We start from the raw sequence: 19,591 nt of genomic DNA, 5'->3' as shown, positions 1-19,591 counted from the left end.
TGCTCCCGCAACCGGGCAAGATCATCACGCTCAACGCCCACGGTCCTCGCAACTCCCACAGATCGCGGGTGTTGCGAGGACCGTTAGAACCCAAGCCCTCCCGCGGAGGAACGGGGGCCTCCGCGCTGCCCGTACGCCCCTACGGGCGGGGGCCGAGTTCCGCGTCGACAGCGCCGGACAGCAGCGCGCGGGCCCGCTCCAGGTCCAGCGAGCCGCTCAACCAGCGCTCGCTGAGCCCCTCCACGAGCGCGGTCAGCCGCTCTGCGGCGTCCAGCGGCTCGACCCGCGGATCGGCCAGGCCGGCCGCGCGGGAGTCCGCGACGAGCTCGGCGGTGTCCCGGACCCATTCGCGCGTGGACTCGACGAGGTTCGCCCGCAGGCTGTCGTCGAAGACGGCGCTCGCCCGCAGCTCGCCCCAGGCGATGCTGTTCTCCCGGACCCGGTCCGTGTCCTGAAGCTCGCTCAGCAGCAGCCGCAGCAGGGCGTCCCGGGCGTCCTCCGCGCCCTCCAGCGCGTCCTCCGTGTAGCCGATGGCGCGGTCGTTGATGAAGGCGAGGGTGCGCTGGACCAGCCCTGCGCGGTCCTTGAAGTGGTAGTAGATGAGCGCGGTGGACACTCCGGCCTCGGCGGCCAGGTCCTCCACGCGAAGTCCCCTGATGCCGCTGCGCGCGATGACGCGTACGGCTGCTTCCAAGATCAGCGCTTGGCGGTCGGCGACGATGGCGGGCACCTCTCGATCGATCGGCTCTGACTGATCATTCAGTCAGCTGCCACGATAGCCGCCGTGCAGGGCCGGCCCGGCCGAGGAACGTCACCCCAGGGACGAGAAGAACAGGGAACCGACGAAGAAGAGAACACCCAGAGGGAGTGCGATCTGCGCCAGTATCACCATCACGGAGGCCGATCTCAGCACCCCCTTCTTCGCCTCGCCCAAGTTGAGCGTGGCCGCGCCAGAGGCAGCGACGGCGCGTCTGGCGCCACGTCCCAGCAACAGAGTGGCGATCGCCGCCAGAGCCGCGATCAGTCCGTGCACCCCCATGGCGTCGAAGTGCGTAATGCCCTCCACTGCCTTGGGCAAGGTGACCCCGCGCGCGGTTTCACTGGCGATATGCGATCCGCCGAGCTGGGCGGCACCGATGGCCAGGGAGATGAAGAAGGTTGAGGCGAAGCCTGTGAACAGGGAGAATCCGGCGAGAGCGACGGCTCGTTTCGCTTCGGCCGGCGTCTGGTGCCGGCGCTCGGACTGGACTTCGCGCTGTCGAGGTTCAGGCTTGGCCGCTATCTCCGCGTCGACGTGGAGCGTGCTCTCACCCACAACCCCCTTCAGGGTGACGCCTGCACTCAGTCGGCCGGTCCGTGACGTGTCCAGCGATACGTCGAGGCCGTTCTCGGTCCTCTCCACAGTGATGCGATCGTCCGCGGGGACGGCCTCGCAATGGCGCGCGAGGGGTATTCCGGTCAGGAGCACCTCCTGGTGAGGCGTCGGTGCCCCCTGGAGCAGGGTGCCGAAGTCCAGTGCGGTCCGGTCGGGGCTCAGAGAGACGTCCCGCAGGGCAGCTTTCGCTTCGTCGGCGGCCCACTGGCTGCCTTGGTGTGACATGTGCGTGAGTGCCTCGTACGCGCCTGCCGCGACTTCGAGGTTCGTGCTCGTCAGGCGGAAGCGAAGTTCCGCGATTGCGCCTCGCTGGGTGAAGACGTTCGGGCTGGAGATGGCCTCTCGTAGATCGTCCGACAACCCGGCCGGCTTGATCCTCTTCCGGCGGCTACGTGCCACGTACAGGTCGCCCTGCAGGTTGACCGTCCGACTGGGCGTCTGGTGCGGATTCTCCTGCAGTACCCGTTCGTACACGTAGTCGTAGAGCTCGTTGAGCGACACCAGGCCGTCCTCGTCGCGGTCGGCTTCTCCCGTGACGAGGCCGTTCACGAGGGCCCCGGTGAATACGGAGGGCCGCGGGGGGTCGAACTCGCCGCTGAGTCGGGAACCCTCGAAGGCGTACTCCATGGAGTTCGACGCGGTGATCACCGCCCAGCCGCGCCCACCGCGCTCCGCACCGGAGAAGGCGTCGAGGACGTGTACGTCTTCGCCCGCGCGCATGGCCATGCCGTGGGAGAAGGCTCCTCCGTAGCAGCAGTCGAGGAAGAGCACGATGCTCCGTGCCCGACAGCCCAACATGCATCTGCGGACGAAGTCCGCGGCCACTGCTGTCGAGATCAATCGGCCCGGCATCGTGTCGGTCGCAGCGAAGTAGAGCTCTCCCGACTCGCTCTTCAGGCCGTGGCACGAGAAGTGCAGGAGGAGCTCGTCGCCCGCCCGGCGGTCGGCGAAGAAGTCGTCCACCCACCGCGCGATCATGTAACAAGGCTCGTTCGCGGCAACTTGAACGTTGAAGTTCCCCACCTTGGGGTCCCCGAGGACCCCTGCGAGGGCCAGGGCGTCCTCGGCCGGCGACACCAACTGCTTGAGCCCCGGGTTCTGGTATTCGTTATTGGCGATGATCAGGGCGTGTCGTGAGTCGTTCATGAGGCGGCCTCACGTGCAGAGTGCCGGTTGACGAAGACCCTGACGGCCGCCTCCAGATGGTCTGCGGACGCCTCGGAGATCTCCAGGACGTCTCCGTCCAGTTCCAGTCGAATGGTCGGGCGGCTCCGGCTCCGCTGCCGCCAGTCCATGACGGCGCCCACCACCTCCCGCAGGAGCGTGGCGGAGGGTCCCAGGGCGACGAGCAGAGCCCCCACCTCGGCGACCACCCCACGGGCGCCGTCCGGAGGATCGGCACGTGAAACAGTTGTTACGTCGTCAACTTCCAGCTGCAGCAGATCCTGCCGCAAGGCGCCGGCCATGCGCGCCAGGTGTTCGGCTGCCACTTCCTCTTCGAAAAGGAATATCTGCAGTGAGCTCACCGGCTTGCCCCCTCTCGGGGAAGGGGAATGGTGCTGACACTGCAAGTGTGGGCCTGATCGGGGCGGCTGGGCAATGCGTCGAGTCCGTCCCGGAAAGGGCGAAGCGCCGGGTCCACGGGACCGTCCGTGACCCGGCGCTTTGGGTGTTACCGCCCGACGGTGCGAGGCTGGCGCGACAGGACGTTCGCACCGCCGGACGGAGTGTGGGGGAGGTGGTGTTCCGCGTACGGGCAGGGGGGACCCTGTGCGTGGCCCCCGGACGCACGCGGAACGGCTGGGACCGTGGCGGTCGACGACGGGAGCTCCGGCTCCGTCTCCCTCAGGTCAAGAGACGGGCCTCGGCACCCATGACCACCGCACTGGCTCGCCGCCCGCCACGGTCCTCACGCGGCGCCGGTCGCACGGACCGGCGCAGTCTGCCCTCACTGCGGACCACCCCTCATCCGGGTCCGCAGTGGGGGCCAGCGCCCGAAGCCAGACCTCCCGCCAGGCTTCCGGCGCAGCTCGTCGGCTCTCAGCCCTCGCGCAGCGCGCGGACGGCCTCCTCGACGCGCTTGCCGTAGTCGGCGTCCGCGGCGTGGAAGTGAGCCAGGTTCTTGTCGATGACGTCCTCGCGGCTGACCTGGGAGAGGCCGCCGGCGATGTTCGCCACCAGACGCTCCTTCTCGGCCTCCGACATCAGGCGGTAGAGCTCACCGGCCTGGAAGAAGTCGTCGTCCTTGGTGTGCAGCGGGGCCGCGTGGGTTCCCGTGTAGCCGGAGACGGCCTTCGGGGCGCCGAGGGCGAGGCCGGTCTCGGCCGGGCCCCGGTACGAGTTGGGCTCGTAGTTCTTGTCGGTCCGCGCACCGTTGCGGGTGGCCATGAAGCCGTCGCGGCCGTAGTTGTCCGCCGTGGTCGCCTTGGGGGCGTTGACCGGCAGCTGGGTGTGGTTCACGCCGAGGCGGTAGCGCTGGGCGTCGGCGTACGCGAACAGGCGGCCCTGGAGCATCTTGTCCGGGGAGGCGGTGATGCCCGGGACGAAGTTGTTCGGGGAGAAGGCGGACTGCTCGACCTCGGCGAAGACGTTGTCCGGGTTGCGGTCGAGGACCAGGCGGCCCACGCGCTGCAGCGGGTAGTCGCCGTGCGGCCACACCTTCGTCAGGTCGAACGGGTTGAAGCGGTAGTCCGCGGCCTCGGCTGCCGGCATGATCTGGACGTAGAGGGTCCAGGACGGGTACACGCCGCGCTCGATGGCCTGGAGCAGGTCGGTCTGGTGCGAGTTGGGGTCGTTGCCCGCGATCTCGGCGCCCTGCTCGGAGGACAGGCAGCGGATGCCCTGGTTCGTCTTGAAGTGGTACTTGACGAAGAAGGCCTCGCCCTTGTCGTTCGTCCATTGGTAGGTGTGCGAGCCGTAGCCGTTCATGTGGCGGTACGAGGCAGGTATGCCGCGGTCGCCCATCAGCCAGGTGATCTGGTGCGTCGCCTCGGGGGCGTGCGCCCAGAAGTCCCAGACGTTGTCGGCCTCCTGCTTGCCCGTGAAGGGGTCGCGCTTCTGGGAGTGGATGAAGTCGGGGAACTTGATCGGGTCCTTGATGAAGAACACCGGGGTGTTGTTGCCGACGAGGTCGTAGTTGCCCTCCTCGGTGTAGAACTTCAGCGCGAAGCCGCGCGGGTCGCGGACCGCGTCCGCGCCGCCGAGCGAGTCGGCCACGGTGGAGAACCGCAGGAAGGTCTCGGTCTTCTTGCCGACCGTGTTGAGGAACGCGGCGCTGGTGTAGGCGGTGACGTCGTCGGTCACCTCGAAGTAGCCGTACGCAGCCGAGCCGCGCGCGTGCACCACACGCTCCGGGATGCGCTCACGGTTGAAGCGGGCGAGCTTCTCGAGGAGCTGCTGGTCCTGGATCAGGAGCGGGCCACCGACGCCGGCGGTGGCGGAGTTCTGGTTGTCGGCGACCGGGGCGCCGGACTCGGTCGTCAGCGTGCGCTTCGACATGGTGACCTTCCGTACGGGAAACTGCTGACGGAAAGCATTTTCCGTCATGCGGAACAGCCTAGATTCGGGCCGATCGCAGCGTCAACAGTTTGTTGAACAAACGTGGAGAGTGGTGATCCGGACGGTGCCGGCGCCTGGGCGCGACAGGACAGGTGTCAGCACCGGCACCATCCGGAGACTCAGACCCCCGGTGGGGGAGGGGCGGCCCGATCCGGGCTGCGGTCGGACCCGGCCGAGTGGCTCAGACCTGGGCGCCGGAGAGGCGCTCGACGGCGCGCAGCAGGGCCGAGTGGTCCAGGCCGCCGTCGCCCTGGGCGCGCAGCGAGGCGACGAGCTGGGCGACGACCGCGCCGACCGGGAGGGCCGCACCGACGTTGCGGGCGGCGTCGGTGACGATGCCCATGTCCTTGTGGTGCAGGTCGATCCGGAAGCCGGGCTTGAAGTCGCGGTTCAGGAAGTTGTCCTTCTTGCGGGTCAGGACCGTGGAGCCGGCCAGACCACCGTTGAGGACATCCAGGGCCGCCTGCAGGTTCACGCCGGACTTCTCCAGGAAGACCACGGCCTCGGCGCAGGCCTGGATGTTGACGGCGACGATGAGCTGGTTGGCCGCCTTGACCGTCTGGCCGGAGCCGTGCGGGCCGCACAGGACGATGGTCTTGCCGAGGGCCTGGAGGATCGGCAGGGCCGCGTCGAAGTCGGCCTGCTCGCCACCCACCATGATCGACAGTACGGCCTCGATGGCGCCGGCCTCGCCGCCGGAGACGGGGGCGTCGATGACGCGGATGCCCCTCTCCTTGGCGTTCGCGGCCAGGTCGACGGAGGTCTGCGGGGTGATCGACGACATGTCGACGATCAGCGCGCCGGACCGCGCGTTCTCCAGGATGCCCTCGGGGCCGTAGGAGATGGCCTCGACCTGCGGGGAGGCCGGCACCATCGTGATGATGACGTCGGCGTCCTTGACGGCCTCGGCGATGGAGCCCGCCGCGGTGCCGCCGGCCGCCGCGAGGCGGTCCAGCTTGTCCTGCTCCAGGGTGTAGCCGGTGACCGAGTAGCCGGCCTTCAGGAGGTTCTCGGACATGGGGGACCCCATGATGCCGAGGCCGATCCACGCGATCTTGGGGAGGTTGTTGCTCATGGTGACGGGGTCCTTCTCTGAAAAGCTCTGGAAGCTAGGTACGAAAAGTGGTGGGCGCGCCTGGGGGAAACTCCGGACTTCGTCCGCCTACTGGGCGGCGCGGGCCTCGGCCGGCAGCCAGCCGAAGGACGCGGTGGCGTCCGCGGCCTTGTACTCCAGGCCGACGAAGCCCTGGTAGCCGGCCTTCCGCAGCTGGTCGAGGAGGTCCTCGAGGGGCAGTTCACCCGTGCCCGGGGCGCCCCGGCCCGGCTTGTCCGCGATCTGGACGTGGCCGGTCTTGGCGGCGTACTTTTCGATGACCTCCGAGAGGTCCTCGTCGTTCATCGCCAGGTGGTACAGGTCGAGCAGGAACTTGGCGTTCCCGAGGCCGGTCGCCTCGTTCACCTTGTCCACGACCTCGATCGCGGACGGCGCGCTCACCAGCGGGTAGAGCGGCGACTCGGGCTTGTTCAGCGTCTCGATCAGCAGGATCGCGCCCACCCGGTCCGCGGCGCGGGCCGCGATCACGAGGTTCTCCAGGGCGAGTTCGTCCTGGACGGCCGGGTCCACACCCTCGACGCGGTTGCCGTAGAGCGCGTTCAGCGCCCGGCAGCCGACGGAGGCGGCGAACTCCGCCGCGACCTCGATGTTGGCGCGGAAGCGGTCCGACTCCTCGCCGGGTACGGAGACCGCGCCGCGGTCGGGGCCGGGGAGCTGTCCCGCGTAGAAGTTCAGGCCCACCAGCTGCGTGCCGGCGTCCTCGAGAGCCTGCTTGAGGGCGTCGAGCTCCTCCTGGGCCGGGGTGGGGGCGTCGATCCAGGGCCACCACAGCTCGACCGCGGTGAAGCCCGCCGCGGCGGCGGCCGCGGGGCGCTCCAGGAGCGGGAGTTCCGTGAAGAGGATCGACAGGTTCACATCGAAGCGCTGGTCCGTGTATCCCATGAGGGGTGTGCGCTCCTTCCGTATTGCGGAAGTTTGTTTCTGCTTGATGGAAGACTGCATGGGGCTGCGGGGGGATGTCAAGTGGGGGCTGCCGGAATTTCGGTACCTCGGGGTAGCTTGACCAGGTGCGATTGAGAGTGGAGTTCACGACCGAGCCCTTCGACCTCGAAGAGGCACCCGCCCACGCCGTGGCCGCGCGCGAGGTCATCCAGGAGGCGCAACTGGACGCGGTCGACGTGGGCCCGTTCGGCAACACCGCCGAGGGTGAGGCGGGCGAGGTGCTCCAGGCGGTGTCCGCGCTGCTGCGCGACGCGCTGCGGGCCGGGGCCACGCGCGTCTCCCTGCAGGTGAACGTGATCGGGGAGGGTGTCGAATGACGGAGCCTCGCGACCACCCGTTCGTCGCCGCGGTCAAGCCGCTGGTCGACGCGATGGGCGGGGTGCTGATGGATCCCGCCCAGGCCGAGCCCGACGACGTGGTGCTCGCCTGGGAGGGGCAGGACGTGCTCGCCGTGCGCCTGCCGCAGCTGGGTGAGTCCCTGGACCACATCCTGGCGGCGCTGGAGCGCCGCCACGGCGTACCGCTGGCGCAACTGGACCGCAAGGCCAAGCAGGACGTCGTCCGGATCCTGGAGGCGCGCGGCGCCTTCACCGTGCGTCACGGCGTCGAGACCGTGGCGAACGCCCTCGGCGTCAGCCGCTTCACCGTTTACAACTACTTGAACCGGGAAAACCCCAATAAAAACAACCAGGGGTGATCCTGCCTTCACCCGTGGTCACGAGCCGCCGCCCGAATCAACCGGACGGCGGCTTTTGTGTACGGGAAGTTTCAACAAAGTGTTGACGACGTGTTGTCGAGGGCGTTAGCTATGCGCAGCCCGTCAAAGCAATCAGGCCAGCAATCAGGCCACGGAGGCTTCCCGTGACTTCGAGTCCGATCCCGGGGCTTTCCCGGTTCAACGCCCTGGACGATGCAGCGGCCGCGGCCGAACTGCACGAGGTGTGCGCCAGCGCGGCCTGGGGCAGCAAGGTCCTCGCCCAACGCCCCTTCGCCGACACCCCCTCCCTCTTCGCCGCCAGCGACGCCGCCATGGCGGAGCTCACCACGGCGGACCTGGCGGAGGCCATGGCAGGCCACCCCCCGATCGGCCGTCCGAAGCCGGGCGACCCGACCTCCGCCCGCGAGCAGCGGGGCATGGCCGGGGCCTCCGAGGAGCTCAAGGCAGAACTGCTCGAACTCAACCTGGCCTACCAGGAGAAGTTCGGCCACGTCTTCCTGATCTGTGCGACCGGTGCGACCGGCGAGCAGATGCTGGACGCGGTCAAGGCCCGGATCCAGAACACCGCCGAGGTCGAGCGGGAGATCGCCCGCGGAGAACTCGTCAAGATCAACCGGATCCGTCTGACCCGCCTCGCCGAAGGAGAGTGACACGCCACATGAGCACCGAAACCACCGCATCGGTGTCCACTCACATCCTGGACACCAGCATCGGCCGTCCCGCCGAGGGCGTCGCCATCTCGCTCGCGGCCCGCAGCGGCCACGACGCCGAGTGGACCGCCCTGGGCGGCTCGGCCACCGACGCCGACGGGCGTTGCAAGGACCTGCCGGCACTGCCGGAGGGCACCACCCACGTACGCCTCGACTTCGAGACCGAGGCGTACTTCGCCAAGAAGCAAGCCGCCGAGGCGCAGCAGGACGCCCCCCGCGTAAGGGACAGCGGTGCGTTTTTCCCCGAGGTGACCATCACGTTCGCGGTCGACTCGGGCGAGCACTACCACGTACCGCTGCTGCTCAACCCGTTCGGCTACTCCGTTTACCGAGGGAGCTAGCAGACCATGCCCACGATTCTCGGCCAGAACCAGTACGGCAAAGCAGAGAACCGCGTCGTCAAGATCACGCGGGACGGCGACACCCACCACATCAAGGACCTGAACGTCTCGGTCGCCCTCTCCGGCGACATGGACGACGTGCACTACTCCGGCTCGAACGCGAACGTCCTGCCGACGGACACCACCAAGAACACGGTGTACGCCTTCGCCAAGGAGTACGGCATCGAGTCCGCCGAGCAGTTCGGCATCCACCTGGCCCGCTGGTTCGTAGGCAGCCAGGAGCCGATCCACCGGGCGCGCATCCGCATCGAGGAGTACGCCTGGGAGCGGATCCAGACCTCGGACTCCAACTCCAAGTTCATCGGCGCCGACGAGGTCAAGCACTCCTTCGTCCGCAAGGGCCAGGAGACCCGCGTCACCCAGATCACGTACGACGGCCGGAACTGGGAGGTCATCTCCGGCCTCAAGGACCTGATCGTCATGAACTCCACGAACTCCGAGTTCTGGGGGTACGTGAAGGACAAGTACACGACCCTGCAGGAGGCGTACGACCGCATCCTGGCCACCCAGGTGTCGGGCCGCTGGCGGTTCAACTGGACCGACGACGAGCAGCGGATGCCCAACTGGGAGAAGTCCTACGAGGCCACGAAGAAGCACATGCTGGAGGCCTTCGCGGAGACCTACTCCCTCTCGCTCCAGCAGACGCTGTACCAGATGGGCTCGCGCATCATCAACCACCGTTCGGAGATCGACGAGGTCCGCTTCTCGCTCCCGAACAAGCACCACTTCCTCGTCGACCTGGAGCCGTTCGGCCTCAAGAACGACAACGAGGTGTACTTCGCCGCGGACCGCCCGTACGGCCTGATCGAGGCCACGATCCTGCGGGACGGCGCCGACGCGCGCATCCCGGTGGACCTGACCAACCTCTAGGCCCGGCCGGCACCCGGTGTCCCGGGGCTCCGCAGTGGCCCCGGGACCCGGCCCCCCGGACCCACCCGCACCACGCACCCACCGCGCGCACCACCGCACGCACCCGCACCACGCACCCACCGCGAGCACCCGCCCGCGCGTCACCCGCAACACCTTCGAACTTCCTGAACTCGGCACCCGGAGCATCACACGGGGCGGCAGTACTGTCAGCTGCCAGACCCCGGTTTCGGCACTCAAATCCCCTGGGTCCTGCCGTGCCCGCACCGCCACTGAAAGCACGAGGAAGCCCCCATGGCAGCCACTGACAGCGAGACCCGGCGCATCGTCATCGAGAACTGTGCGATCGCGACCGTTGACGCCGACGACACCGAGTACGCCTCGGGTCACATCGTCATCGCCGGGAACAAGATCGAGGCGATCGGCGCGGGCAACGCCCCCGAGAACCTCGAGAACGTCGTACGCCGCATCGACGGCACGGGCCACCTCGTGACCCCCGGTCTGGTCAACACGCACCACCACTTCTACCAGTGGATCACGCGCGGCCTGGCCACCGACCACAACCTCTTCAACTGGCTCGTCGCCCTGTACCCGACCTGGGCGCGCATCGACGAGCAGATGGCCTACTCGGCCGCCCAGGGCTCCCTGGCCGCCATGGCCCGCGGCGGTGTCACCACCGCGATGGACCACCACTACGTGTACCCCAAGGGGGCCGGCGACCTCTCCGGCGCGATCATCCGCGCCGCGTCCGAGATGGGCGTCCGCTTCACCCTGGCCCGCGGTTCCATGGACCGCAGCGTGAAGGACGGCGGCCTGCCGCCGGACCACGCCGTCGAGACCCTCGAAGGCGCGCTCGCCGACACCGAGGCGACCGTCAAGAAGTTCCACGACGCGTCCTTCGACGCGATGACCCAGGTCGCCGTCGCCCCGTGCTCCCCCTTCTCGGTCTCCACCGAGCTGCTCAAGCAGGGCGCCGAGCTCGCCCGCCGCCTCGGCGTGCGCCTGCACACCCACGGCAGCGAGACGGTCGAGGAGGAGAAGTTCTGCCACGAGCTCTTCGGCATGGGCCCGACCGACTACTTCGAGTCCACCGGCTGGCTCGGCGAGGACGTGTGGATGGCGCACAGCGTCCACATGAACGACTCCGACATCGCGGCCTTCGCCCGAACCAAGACCGGTGTGGCGCACTGCCCCTCCTCCAACGCCCGCCTGGCCGCCGGCATCGCCCGCGTCCCGGACATGCTCGCCGCCGGCGTCCCGGTGGGCCTCGGCGTGGACGGCACGGCCTCCAACGAGTCCGGTGAGCTCCACACCGAGCTGCGCAACGCGCTGCTGATCAACCGTCTGAACCCGGTGCACCGCGAGGCCGCCCTCACCGCCCGCCAGTCGCTGCGCCTCGGTACGTACGGCGGCGCGCAGGTCCTCGGCCGCGCCGACAACATCGGCTCGCTGGAGGTCGGCAAGCTCGCCGACCTGGTGCTGTGGAACCTGAGCACGTTCCTGCACTCCTCGATCGCCGACCCGGTCACGGCCCTGGTCTTCGGTGCGGCCGCCCCGGTGACCGCATCGTTCGTCAACGGCAAGCAGATCGTCGAGAACAACCGGCTGCTCACCGCCGACGAGGACGCCATCGCCCGCTCCACGCGGGACGAGGCCCAGCGCCTCGCGCGGATCGCTGCGCAGGGCTGATCCCCCACGGGCTCCGGCCGGGGGGGACGGCCCCCGGCCGGCGGCCGCAGACCCGAGCGGGGTCCGCGGCTCCCGTTCCCGGGTGGCACCGACGGCTTGCCCGAGGTGCCTCCCGGGGTCGGTGACGGTGTCCCGTACACCTCGTGCCACCTGGCGCTCGTACGGCGGAACGACTCGGGCGAATCGTTTCCGCACATCTTTCGACCCGCACCGCTTCGCACCACCTCCTTGACACCCACGTCCCTGCCGACGTGTTTAACCGACCGGAGGAAGCCGTGGCCCAGGCGCCCAGGTTTCGCAAAGATGCAGTAGCAGGAGCAGTCGCAGTACCGGGGGAGAAGCATCCGGTCGACGAGACCCTGCCCCCGTTGAAGATGTTCACCAGCGGCCTCCAGCACGTGGCCGCCATGTACGCGGGCGTCGTCGCACCGCCCATGATCGTCGGCCCGGCCGTCGGACTCTCCGCCCGCGACACCGCCTTCCTGATGGGCGCCTCGCTCTTCACCGCCGGCCTCGCCACCCTGCTCCAGACGCTCGGCTTCTGGCGCATCGGCGCCAAGCTCCCCTTCGTCAACGGGGTCTCCTTCGCCGGCGTCACCCCGATGATCGCCATAGGCAAGGACCGGGGAGCGGACGCCGTCCCGGTCGTCTTCGGCGCGATCATCGTCGCCGGTCTGCTCGGCTTCCTGGCCGCCCCCTACTTCGGCAAGCTCGTCCGCTTCTTCCCGCCCGTGGTCACCGGCACGGTCATCACCCTCATCGGCGTCTCCCTCCTCCCCGTGGCCTTCAACTGGTCCCAGGGCGGCAACCGCACCGCCGCCGACCACGGCTCCGTCCAGAACATCGGCATGGCTGCCGGCACCCTGCTCATCGTGCTGCTGCTGCGCAAACTGCTGCGCGGCTTCCTCCAGCAGATATCCATCCTGCTCGGCCTGGTCGCCGGAACCCTCGCCGCGATCCCTCTCGGCATGGTGAACACCGACGCCCTGCGCACCGCCGACCTCGTCGGCTTCCCGACGCCCTTCCACTTCGGCGCCCCGCAGTTCCAGGTCGCCGCCATCGTCTCCATGTGCATCGTCATGCTGGTCTGCATGACCGAATCCACCGCCGACATCCTGGCCCTCGGCCGGATCGTCGACCGGCCGGCGGACGCCCGGACCATCGAGGGCGGGCTGCGCGCCGACGCCCTCGGCAGCGCGCTGAGCCCCCTGTTCAACGGGTTCATGTGCAGCGCCTTCGCCCAGAACATCGGGCTCGTGGCCATGACCAGGGTGCGCAGCCGGTTCGTGGTCGCCGCCGGCGGCGGCATCCTGATCCTGCTCGGCCTGTGCCCGGTGGCCGCCTCGGTCATCGGAGTGGTCCCGCTACCCGTCCTCGGCGGCGCCGGCATCGTGCTCTTCGGCTCGGTCGCGGCGAGCGGCATCCAGACCCTGGCGGGCGCGGCCATGGAACGCGGCGAGAACGCGCTGATCGTCGCCGCCTCGGTCGGCGTCGGCCTCATCCCGATCGCCGCCCCGGACTTCTACCACGCCTTCCCCAAGGACCTGCTCGTCGTCCTCGACTCCGGCATCAGCACCGGCTGCGTGGTGGCCATCCTCCTCAACCTGGCCTTCAACCACGTCGGAGCCAAGCGCGGTGCGGCCGCCGCCGAGGGCCGTGCGGAACCGGTGCCCGCGCACTGAACCCCGTACGAGCGCGCCGTACGCGGCGGTGCGCTCGCCGCCTGCATCGGCCGGGCTGCGTACGGGTGTTGTGGCGGGTGTTGCGGTGGGTGTTGCGGTGGAGGTCTCACCACCTCGCCGCCTCCAGCACCCGCTCCGCGAGCCACGCCACCGGCCGTCCGTCCGTCGCGATCCGCACGGTGCCGGGGGGTGCCTCCCGCTCCAGGACGACCGCCATGCGCAGGCTCCGCTCGATGTGCACCACGAGCTCCGAGCCGATCTCCCGCCGGGCCAGCCGTTCCCGTACGGTCGTCTCCCGCGCGGTGAGCAGGACGCACGTGGCACGGACCGGCACCGCGCCGCGGCCGGTGCCCCCCATGGCCCGGTAGATCAACGAGCGGTCGAGGATGCTCACGGTGTTCGTGTAGACGAGGCGGCGCTGGCCCAGGGCGGCGTAGTTGGCCCAGATCGAGGCCAGGTTCCGCTCGGTGATCGCCGCCCGGTCCGGGTCCCCTGCGGGAGCCGGGTGGATCTGGTCCAGGAAGTCGCCCTCCACGTGGCAGTGGGCCGTCCCGCGCCGGCGCAGCTGCGCGGACACCTCGAAGCCGACCGTGGACTTCCCGACCCCCGACGCACCACCGAGGAGCAGCACTTCGTACGCCGTCACGGTCCCCAGCGTGACAGCTCCCGGCCCGCCCCCGCCAGACCGCCTCCCGCGCGCCCGCACCGTGGCCGGGGTCCCCTCGACGGCCGCGGCGGGCCCTGCTATCCAAAGGAGGTGACTGACGACCGGACAGCCGACGCCCCTTTCGACGCCGTGCTCTGCGACTTCGACAACGTGATCCGCTTCTACGATCCGTCCCTGCTCTCGGAGCTGGAGCGACGGGCCGGACTGGCGGAGGGCACGACCGCCCAGGTGGCCTTCGCGCCCGGGCGGGACCTGCCGCTGCTCCTGGGTGAGATCACCAAGCGGCAGTGGGTGGAGTCCATCGTGCTGGGCCTGGCCGACTGCGTGCCGGAGCCGGTGGCGCGCGAGCTGGGCGCGGCGTTCGCCGAGGCGCCGTTCCGGGCCGACGGGGCGGTGGTGGCGCTGCTCCGCCGGGTACGGGCGCACATGCCCCTGGTGCTGGTGACGAACGCGACCGAGGAACTGGAGGCGGACCTGGTGGCGCTGGGGCTGGCGGACCTCGCACACCACGTCGTCAGCAGTGCCCGGGTGGGGGTCGCCAAGCCGGACCGCCGGATCTACGAGATCGCGGCCGAACGGGCCGGCGTCGCCGTGCACCGCTGCCTGTTCGTCGACGACCGGGCCGAGAACGTCGAGGCCGCGGTCGAGATCGGCATGACGGGCGTGCACTACCGCGAACTCGCCGACCTCAGCGCGGTGCTGGGCTTCCTGCCGGCGGGCTGAAACCGCCGCTCAGGGGCGTGGCCGGGCGGCGCCGAGGCCGCCCGCCGCCCGTCGCGCCCGCCCGCCGCCCCCGCCCGTCGCCCGTCGTCCCGGCCCGAGGTCACGACGCTTCGGCCGCGCGTTCGCGGCACTGCGCGAGCGTCTGCGCGATCCTCTCCGCCGTCTCCCCGTCCTCGGGTACCGGCAGGAGGGCGCCGGCCGCGACCAACGCCTCCCAGAACGCGGCCGCGTCGCCCCGCTGGGGCCGCGGCCGCACACGCGCGAGCAGCAGGAACGCCGAGGTGAGCTCGCCCGTGACGAACTTCCGGTGCAGGCTGTGCGCGACACCGCTCCCGACGCCGCCGAGGGCCCTGCGCGCGGCGTTCAGCAGGGCCAGGACCTCCGCCTCGCGGGCGTCCAGCGACCGCGGGACGTCGAAGCACCCCAAGAGCTCCAGGAATTCGCCGAGCTCCGTCTCCTCGCCCGGGGCGAACTCGCCGAGCAGTTCCTCGGACGAGCTACCGAGCCGCCGCGCCACAGCGGCTGCCGGTATGCCCAGCGCCAGGCAGACGGCCCACACCGACCCGGGCCCGTCGCCCGTCCGGGCCGCGAGGACGGCGAACACGGCGACGGGGTCGGCCGGTTCGGCCAGCAGGTCGCGCGCCTGCGCGACGAGCGCCTCGTCGACGACGACGGCGCCACCGCCGTCCACGGCTACCGTCCCGCTTCGGGGTCGGCTGTCGGGCCCCGCCACAACATCAGGTTGCTCATCAACTCCGCCTGTTCGATGGCGTCGTCGAGGGCGTGGTGGGTGTGGCGGCGGCGGGAACGGAGCTCGGCCGGCATCCGGCCCTTGACCGCCGCGCGCAGCGGGACCTGCGCCTTCGCCGCGTACAGGGTCTTCATGTCGAGGCAGCCGGAGTGCCCGAAGGGGCTGTCGCCGCCGAACCGCATCAGGTACCAGTACAGGAAGGTCCAGTCGAAGGAGGCGGGGTAGCCGCACATCACCGGCTGCGCCCCCGCGGTCTCGGCCACCTTGCGGACCCACTGCCGGAACGCGGCCATGGCCGCTCCCGGGTCGGTGCCCTCCCGCAGCAGCCGGTCCCGGTCCAGCCCGCTGACGGCCAGGGCTTCCGGGTCGTACTGGTCGCTGATCGGCCGCAGTTCGCGGTAGAAGGTATGCCGCTCGGGGTCGGCGGCCGTGTACGCGGCGCCGTCCTGCCGCCCGGCGACGGCGGCACCGAAGCTGATCATGGAGTAGGGGCCGGGGATCGGGCCGTCGGCTTCGATGTCGACGGAGATGTAGATGCTGGGACGTGCGGTGCGGGGGGGCCAGGGGCGGGGCTGGCCGCCCCCCCCACCGGGGGATTTAGGGGTTTTAGGGTGCGGTAATGCGGGGGCGGGGGGCGGGGCCGCCGCTTACTATTTCTACGTTTTTTTTTAGGGGGGGAGGGGGGGGGGGGCCTCCTCGCCCCCCCCCAGCCCCCCCCCCACCACGGGCGATCATCCGGATTTACGGGACCTGACCCGCGGGACCTGCAGGGCCTACGGGACCTGCAGGGCCTGCGGGACCTGCGGGGCCTACGGGACCGGAGTGAGGTACATCCCGGTCTGGTCCGCGCCGGCGGTGTTCTTGCAGCCGACGTTCGAGGTGCTGCTCTGGCCGACGGCCAGGGCCAGGCAGCGGCCCAGCGCCAGCTGGCCGAAGTAGTTGGGGTGCATGGACTCCTGGACCAGCCCCTGGGTCTCGCTGCTGTCGATCCAGCGCGCCCACTCGCTCGTCTTCGCCGACGCCGGGGCGGCGGAGGTGACCTGCTTGCTCGCCTTGGCGCACACCTCGCGGCCCTGCATCATGTCCCGCAGGTCCAGGAACTGCACGCCCTTGGTCGCCGCCACCGCCTTGAGGCGGTTCGCGAGCTGCGGGACGAGGGAGTCCCGCGCCCAGTCGGAGTCCCGGTTCCAGAAGGGGCAGCCGCCGGTGTTCAGCCGGCTCCAGTCGCTCTGGGTGTACCGGTTCTCCGCGCCGCGCGGGATCGGCGACGGGTAGGACTGCAACACGATCCGGTACGCGGAATCGCCGTATCCGGCGGCGCGCATCACGGCCCGGATCTCGTCCACGGACTTTCCGACGTTCGCCATGACGCCGTCGATCTTCTGGTCGACGCCGTACTGCTGGTCGTCGTAGCAGTACGAGTTCCAGATCACGAAGTCGAGCGCGCAGTCCTTGATGATGTCGGCGAAGCCGAGGTCGTTGCCGCCGATGGACAGGGCGATGACCTTGACGTCGTGGCTCGCGGCCACGGCTGCGAGCTGGTCGGCCTGCGGGGCCTCGCCCTTGAAGGGGACGCCGCCGCTGACGGAGCGGAAGACGTTCTCGGTGGTGGCGCCGGAGCAGGACAGGTCGACGGCGACGTCGGCGATCGCCCCGGCGCTCTTGACCTCGGCGGAGTCGGAGCGGTGGCATCCGCCCGCGGTGGCGCCGTACACCTTCGACGGGTCGTAGACGCTGCCGCTGACCCAGGCCCGGTCCGTGCCGGTCCGGTTGCCCGAGTTGGTGAGGCTGTTGCCCTTCCAGCGGCCGGCCTCACCGGAGATGTAGCTGTCGCCCATGGACACGACGGCGGTGGGCCCCGTCCCGGGGGCGGCGGCCGCGCTCCCGGCCGGGGCGACGGCCAGGGCACCGGCGGCGAGCGGCAGGGCCAGCCCGGCCCCGGCCAGTCGTCGCACCCGGCGGCGTGCCCTGTCCTTGCTGGCGTAGCGGAATCCGATCACGACGGAACTCCTGCGGTAGGCCATGCCGGAGCCGGAGCGCGAGAGAACTCCGGGGCATGGCTGGGGAAGTGGGGGACACCGCCGGCCGGTGGCACGGGAAAGGTGACACGCCCCGGCTTGTTACCGCTAGGTAGCCGCAGATTACGATGACGTAACGACCGACCGGTCGTTCGGCCGCCCGAGTTCCGCTTCGCCCGGCTCGGAATTCCCCGCGTGCCGCCCCGCCGCGCCGGGTACGGCTACCCGACCCGGACGAGGAGATACGGGGTTGGGGCGGGCGGCGGCGTACGACCAGCGGCTGCTCACCCTGCGCGAAGTGCGCGGCGAGGCACGGGACTTCGGGCTGGCCGGAGCGGAGTTCGGGACGTGGGGCTGGCCCGTCGTGGCCGGGTTCGGCCGGGGCGGGGGCCGTCCGCCGGAGCCTCGCCGCCGATTCCGGGGCACGCCGTTCTGCGTCGAGGTCCGGCCCTTCGGGCCGCGCAACCCCCGTACCGAGCGGGCGGCGTACGGGCCGAGTAGCACAACCGGCCCCGGCCCTGTGCGGGCCGGGGCCGGTTCGGCGGGCGGGCTGGCGGGCGGGGCGGGTCAGCCGATCAGGCGGGCGTAGGCCGGGAGGGTGAGGAAGTCGGCGTAGTCGGCGTCCAGGGAGACCTGGAGGAACAGGTCGTGGGCCTCCTGCCACTTGCCGGCCGCGAAGGCTTCGTCGCCCACCTCGGCGCGGATGGCGGCCAGCTCCTCGGTGGCGATCCGGCGGGTGAGCTCGGCGGTGGCGCGCTCGCCGTTCTCGAAGACGACCCCGGCGTTGATCCACTGCCAGACCTGCGAGCGGGAGATCTCGGCGGTGGCCGCGTCCTCCATCAGGCCGAAGATGCCGACCGCGCCGAGGCCGCGCAGCCAGGCCTCGATGTAGCGGATGCCGACCTGGACCGCGTTGCGCAGACCCTCGTACGTGGGCTTGGCGTCCAGGGAGTCGATGGCGATGAGCTCGCCGGGGGCCACCGAGACGTCCTCGCGGAGGCGGTCCTTCTGGTTCGGCTTGTCGCCGAGGACGGCGTCGAAGGAGGCCATGGCGATCGGGACGAGGTCGGGGTGGGCGACCCAGGAGCCGTCGAAGCCGTCGTTCGCCTCGCGGTCCTTGTCGGCCTTGACCTTCTCGAACGCGATGCGGTTGGCCTCGGCGTCCTTGCGGGACGGGATGAAGGCCGCCATGCCGCCGATGGCGTGCGCGCCTCGCTTGTGGCAGGTGCGGACGAGCAGTTCGGTGTACGCGCGCATGAACGGCGCGGTCATCGTCACCGCGTTGCGGTCCGGCAGGACGAACTTCTCGCCGCCGTCGCGGAAGTTCTTCACGATGGAGAACAGGTAGTCCCAGCGGCCCGCGTTGAGGCCGGCGGCGTGGTCGCGCAGTTCGTAGAGGATCTCCTCCATCTCGTACGCGGCCGTGATCGTCTCGATCAGGACCGTTGCGCGGACCGTCCCCTGCGGGACGCCGAGCTGGTCCTGGGCGAAGACGAAGATGTCGTTCCAGAGGCGCGCCTCCAGGTGGGACTCCGTCTTCGGCAGGTAGAAGTACGGGCCCTTGCCCAGGTCGATGAGGCGCTGCGCGTTGTGGAAGAAGTACAGGCCGAAGTCCACGAGCGCGCCCGGCACCGGCCGGCCGTCGACCGTGACGTGGCGCTCCTCCAGGTGCCAGCCGCGGGGCCGCATCACGACGGTCGCGAGTTCGTCGGCGGGCCGCAGGGCGTACGCCTTGCCCGTGCGCGGGTCGGTGAAGTCGATGCGGCGCTCGTAGGCGTCGATCAGGTTCAGCTGGCCGAGGACCACGTTCTCCCAGGTGGGGGCGGAGGCGTCCTCGAAGTCGGCGAGCCAGACCTTGGCGCCCGAGTTCAGGGCGTTGATGGTCATCTTGCGGTCGGTCGGACCGGTGATCTCCACACGGCGGTCGTTCAGGGCGGCCGGGGCCGGGGCGACCTGCCACTCGCCCTCGCGGACCTGTGCGGTGTCCGGGAGGAAGTCGAGGTGGGAGGTGCGGGCGATCTCGGCGCGGCGCTCGGCCCGGCGGGCCAGGAGCTCGTCGCGGCGGGGGGTGAACCGCCGGTGGAGCTCGGCCACGAAGGCGAGGGCCGCCTCGGTCAGGACCTCGTCCTGGCGGGGCAGGGGCTCGGCGTCGACGATGGCCGGCGATGACGGCGCTGGTGCGGACATATCTGTCACTCCTTCAGCGGCGGTGCCTGGCGGCCGCGGGGGAATGCTCGCTGGGGACGGCACGCGGTGCCGCCGGGTGTGGAGAGTTCCGGGATACGGTCGCGGGCGCCGTCTGGGGGTTCAGGGCGCTTCTGACCAGTGGATAGTAATTTCCTTATGGTGGAAGTTCAATGGTTTGTTGATGTCGAG

Annotated in this window: 19 protein-coding genes; 8 read left to right on the top strand and 11 right to left on the bottom strand. The window is 70.2% G+C overall.

What is annotated here, in order from left to right:
- Nucleotides 1-139: 139 nt before the first annotated feature.
- The 6 genes from ACFVGY_RS23305 to ACFVGY_RS23280 all read right to left on the bottom strand — a co-directional run bounded on the left by ACFVGY_RS23305 (nucleotide 140) and on the right by ACFVGY_RS23280 (nucleotide 6,929).
- Nucleotides 140-730, bottom strand: coding sequence for a TetR/AcrR family transcriptional regulator (locus ACFVGY_RS23305; protein WP_385680346.1), 591 nt, complete (start codon nucleotides 728-730; stop codon nucleotides 140-142).
- 81 nt (nucleotides 731-811) lie between these two features.
- Entirely contained in the window at nucleotides 812-2,521 is a 1,710-nt protein-coding gene (locus tag ACFVGY_RS23300; protein WP_385680344.1) for a caspase domain-containing protein, read from the bottom strand.
- Complete coding sequence (locus ACFVGY_RS23295; protein ID WP_385680342.1) at nucleotides 2,518-2,901, bottom strand: hypothetical protein; 384 nt, start codon at nucleotides 2,899-2,901, stop codon at nucleotides 2,518-2,520. The genes ACFVGY_RS23300 and ACFVGY_RS23295 overlap by 4 nt, the downstream gene beginning before the upstream one ends.
- A 514-nt stretch (nucleotides 2,902-3,415) precedes the next feature.
- Nucleotides 3,416-4,873 (bottom strand): catalase, encoded by a 1,458-nt coding sequence (locus ACFVGY_RS23290; protein ID WP_385680357.1) that lies wholly within the window; start codon nucleotides 4,871-4,873, stop codon nucleotides 3,416-3,418.
- Nucleotides 4,874-5,114: 241 nt separating this feature from the next.
- On the bottom strand, nucleotides 5,115-6,008 hold the full coding sequence (locus ACFVGY_RS23285) for a 2-hydroxy-3-oxopropionate reductase (protein ID WP_385680340.1): 894 nt from the start codon (nucleotides 6,006-6,008) through the stop codon (nucleotides 5,115-5,117).
- Between the two features lie 87 nt (nucleotides 6,009-6,095).
- Nucleotides 6,096-6,929 (bottom strand): TIM barrel protein, encoded by an 834-nt coding sequence (locus ACFVGY_RS23280; RefSeq protein WP_385680338.1) that lies wholly within the window; start codon nucleotides 6,927-6,929, stop codon nucleotides 6,096-6,098.
- Between the two features lie 125 nt (nucleotides 6,930-7,054).
- Between ACFVGY_RS23280 and ACFVGY_RS23275 the strand changes: the two genes are divergently transcribed.
- The 7 genes from ACFVGY_RS23275 (at nucleotide 7,055) to ACFVGY_RS23245 (ending at nucleotide 13,056) form a co-directional block, all read left to right on the top strand.
- Nucleotides 7,055-7,306, top strand: a complete 252-nt coding sequence (locus tag ACFVGY_RS23275) for a thiamine-binding protein (RefSeq protein WP_385680336.1) — start codon at nucleotides 7,055-7,057, stop codon at nucleotides 7,304-7,306.
- The gene (locus tag ACFVGY_RS23270; RefSeq protein ID WP_385680334.1) at nucleotides 7,303-7,686 is read left to right on the top strand and encodes a helix-turn-helix domain-containing protein; all 384 of its coding nucleotides are present in this window, start codon (nucleotides 7,303-7,305) and stop codon (nucleotides 7,684-7,686) included. The genes ACFVGY_RS23275 and ACFVGY_RS23270 overlap by 4 nt, the downstream gene beginning before the upstream one ends.
- A gap of 164 nt (nucleotides 7,687-7,850) precedes the next feature.
- Complete coding sequence (uraD, locus tag ACFVGY_RS23265) at nucleotides 7,851-8,357, top strand: 2-oxo-4-hydroxy-4-carboxy-5-ureidoimidazoline decarboxylase (RefSeq protein ID WP_385680332.1); 507 nt, start codon at nucleotides 7,851-7,853, stop codon at nucleotides 8,355-8,357.
- Nucleotides 8,358-8,365: 8 nt separating this feature from the next.
- Nucleotides 8,366-8,758, top strand: a complete 393-nt coding sequence (gene uraH / locus ACFVGY_RS23260) for a hydroxyisourate hydrolase (RefSeq protein ID WP_385680330.1) — start codon at nucleotides 8,366-8,368, stop codon at nucleotides 8,756-8,758.
- Between the two features lie 6 nt (nucleotides 8,759-8,764).
- A complete protein-coding gene (gene pucL / locus ACFVGY_RS23255; protein WP_385680328.1) occupies nucleotides 8,765-9,688 on the top strand; it encodes a factor-independent urate hydroxylase in 924 nt (307 codons plus the stop codon).
- 291 nt (nucleotides 9,689-9,979) lie between these two features.
- Nucleotides 9,980-11,374, top strand: a complete 1,395-nt coding sequence (locus ACFVGY_RS23250; protein ID WP_385680327.1) for an 8-oxoguanine deaminase — start codon at nucleotides 9,980-9,982, stop codon at nucleotides 11,372-11,374.
- Between the two features lie 275 nt (nucleotides 11,375-11,649).
- Entirely contained in the window at nucleotides 11,650-13,056 is a 1,407-nt protein-coding gene (locus ACFVGY_RS23245; RefSeq protein WP_385680325.1) for a nucleobase:cation symporter-2 family protein, read from the top strand.
- 106 nt (nucleotides 13,057-13,162) lie between these two features.
- Here ACFVGY_RS23245 and ACFVGY_RS23240 read toward each other — a convergent pair whose 3' ends face one another.
- Nucleotides 13,163-13,702, bottom strand: a complete 540-nt coding sequence (locus tag ACFVGY_RS23240; RefSeq protein ID WP_385680323.1) for a hypothetical protein — start codon at nucleotides 13,700-13,702, stop codon at nucleotides 13,163-13,165.
- Nucleotides 13,703-13,813: 111 nt separating this feature from the next.
- Here ACFVGY_RS23240 and ACFVGY_RS23235 point away from each other — a divergent pair, with 111 nt between their 5' ends.
- On the top strand, nucleotides 13,814-14,446 hold the full coding sequence (locus tag ACFVGY_RS23235; RefSeq protein ID WP_385680321.1) for an HAD family hydrolase: 633 nt from the start codon (nucleotides 13,814-13,816) through the stop codon (nucleotides 14,444-14,446).
- Nucleotides 14,447-14,546: 100 nt separating this feature from the next.
- Here ACFVGY_RS23235 and ACFVGY_RS23230 read toward each other — a convergent pair whose 3' ends face one another.
- The 4 genes from ACFVGY_RS23230 to aceB all read right to left on the bottom strand — a co-directional run bounded on the left by ACFVGY_RS23230 (nucleotide 14,547) and on the right by aceB (nucleotide 19,402).
- Nucleotides 14,547-15,137, bottom strand: coding sequence for a hypothetical protein (locus ACFVGY_RS23230; protein ID WP_385680320.1), 591 nt, complete (start codon nucleotides 15,135-15,137; stop codon nucleotides 14,547-14,549).
- Between the two features lie 2 nt (nucleotides 15,138-15,139).
- Complete coding sequence (locus ACFVGY_RS23225) at nucleotides 15,140-15,733, bottom strand: 3'-5' exoribonuclease domain-containing protein (protein WP_385680355.1); 594 nt, start codon at nucleotides 15,731-15,733, stop codon at nucleotides 15,140-15,142.
- A gap of 273 nt (nucleotides 15,734-16,006) precedes the next feature.
- Nucleotides 16,007-17,197: a GDSL-type esterase/lipase family protein gene (locus ACFVGY_RS23220; protein WP_385680318.1), complete on the bottom strand. Its 1,191-nt coding sequence runs from the start codon at nucleotides 17,195-17,197 to the stop codon at nucleotides 16,007-16,009.
- Between the two features lie 585 nt (nucleotides 17,198-17,782).
- The gene (aceB, locus tag ACFVGY_RS23215) at nucleotides 17,783-19,402 is read right to left on the bottom strand and encodes a malate synthase A (RefSeq protein ID WP_385680316.1); all 1,620 of its coding nucleotides are present in this window, start codon (nucleotides 19,400-19,402) and stop codon (nucleotides 17,783-17,785) included.
- Nucleotides 19,403-19,591 lie beyond the last annotated feature (189 nt).

It is taken from the genome of Streptomyces sp. NPDC127106, assembly GCF_042677605.1.
GTDB lineage: Bacteria > Actinomycetota > Actinomycetes > Streptomycetales > Streptomycetaceae > Streptomyces.
Note: the sequence above shows the minus strand (reverse complement) of the source record. Positions and strands in the feature narration are given on the sequence as shown.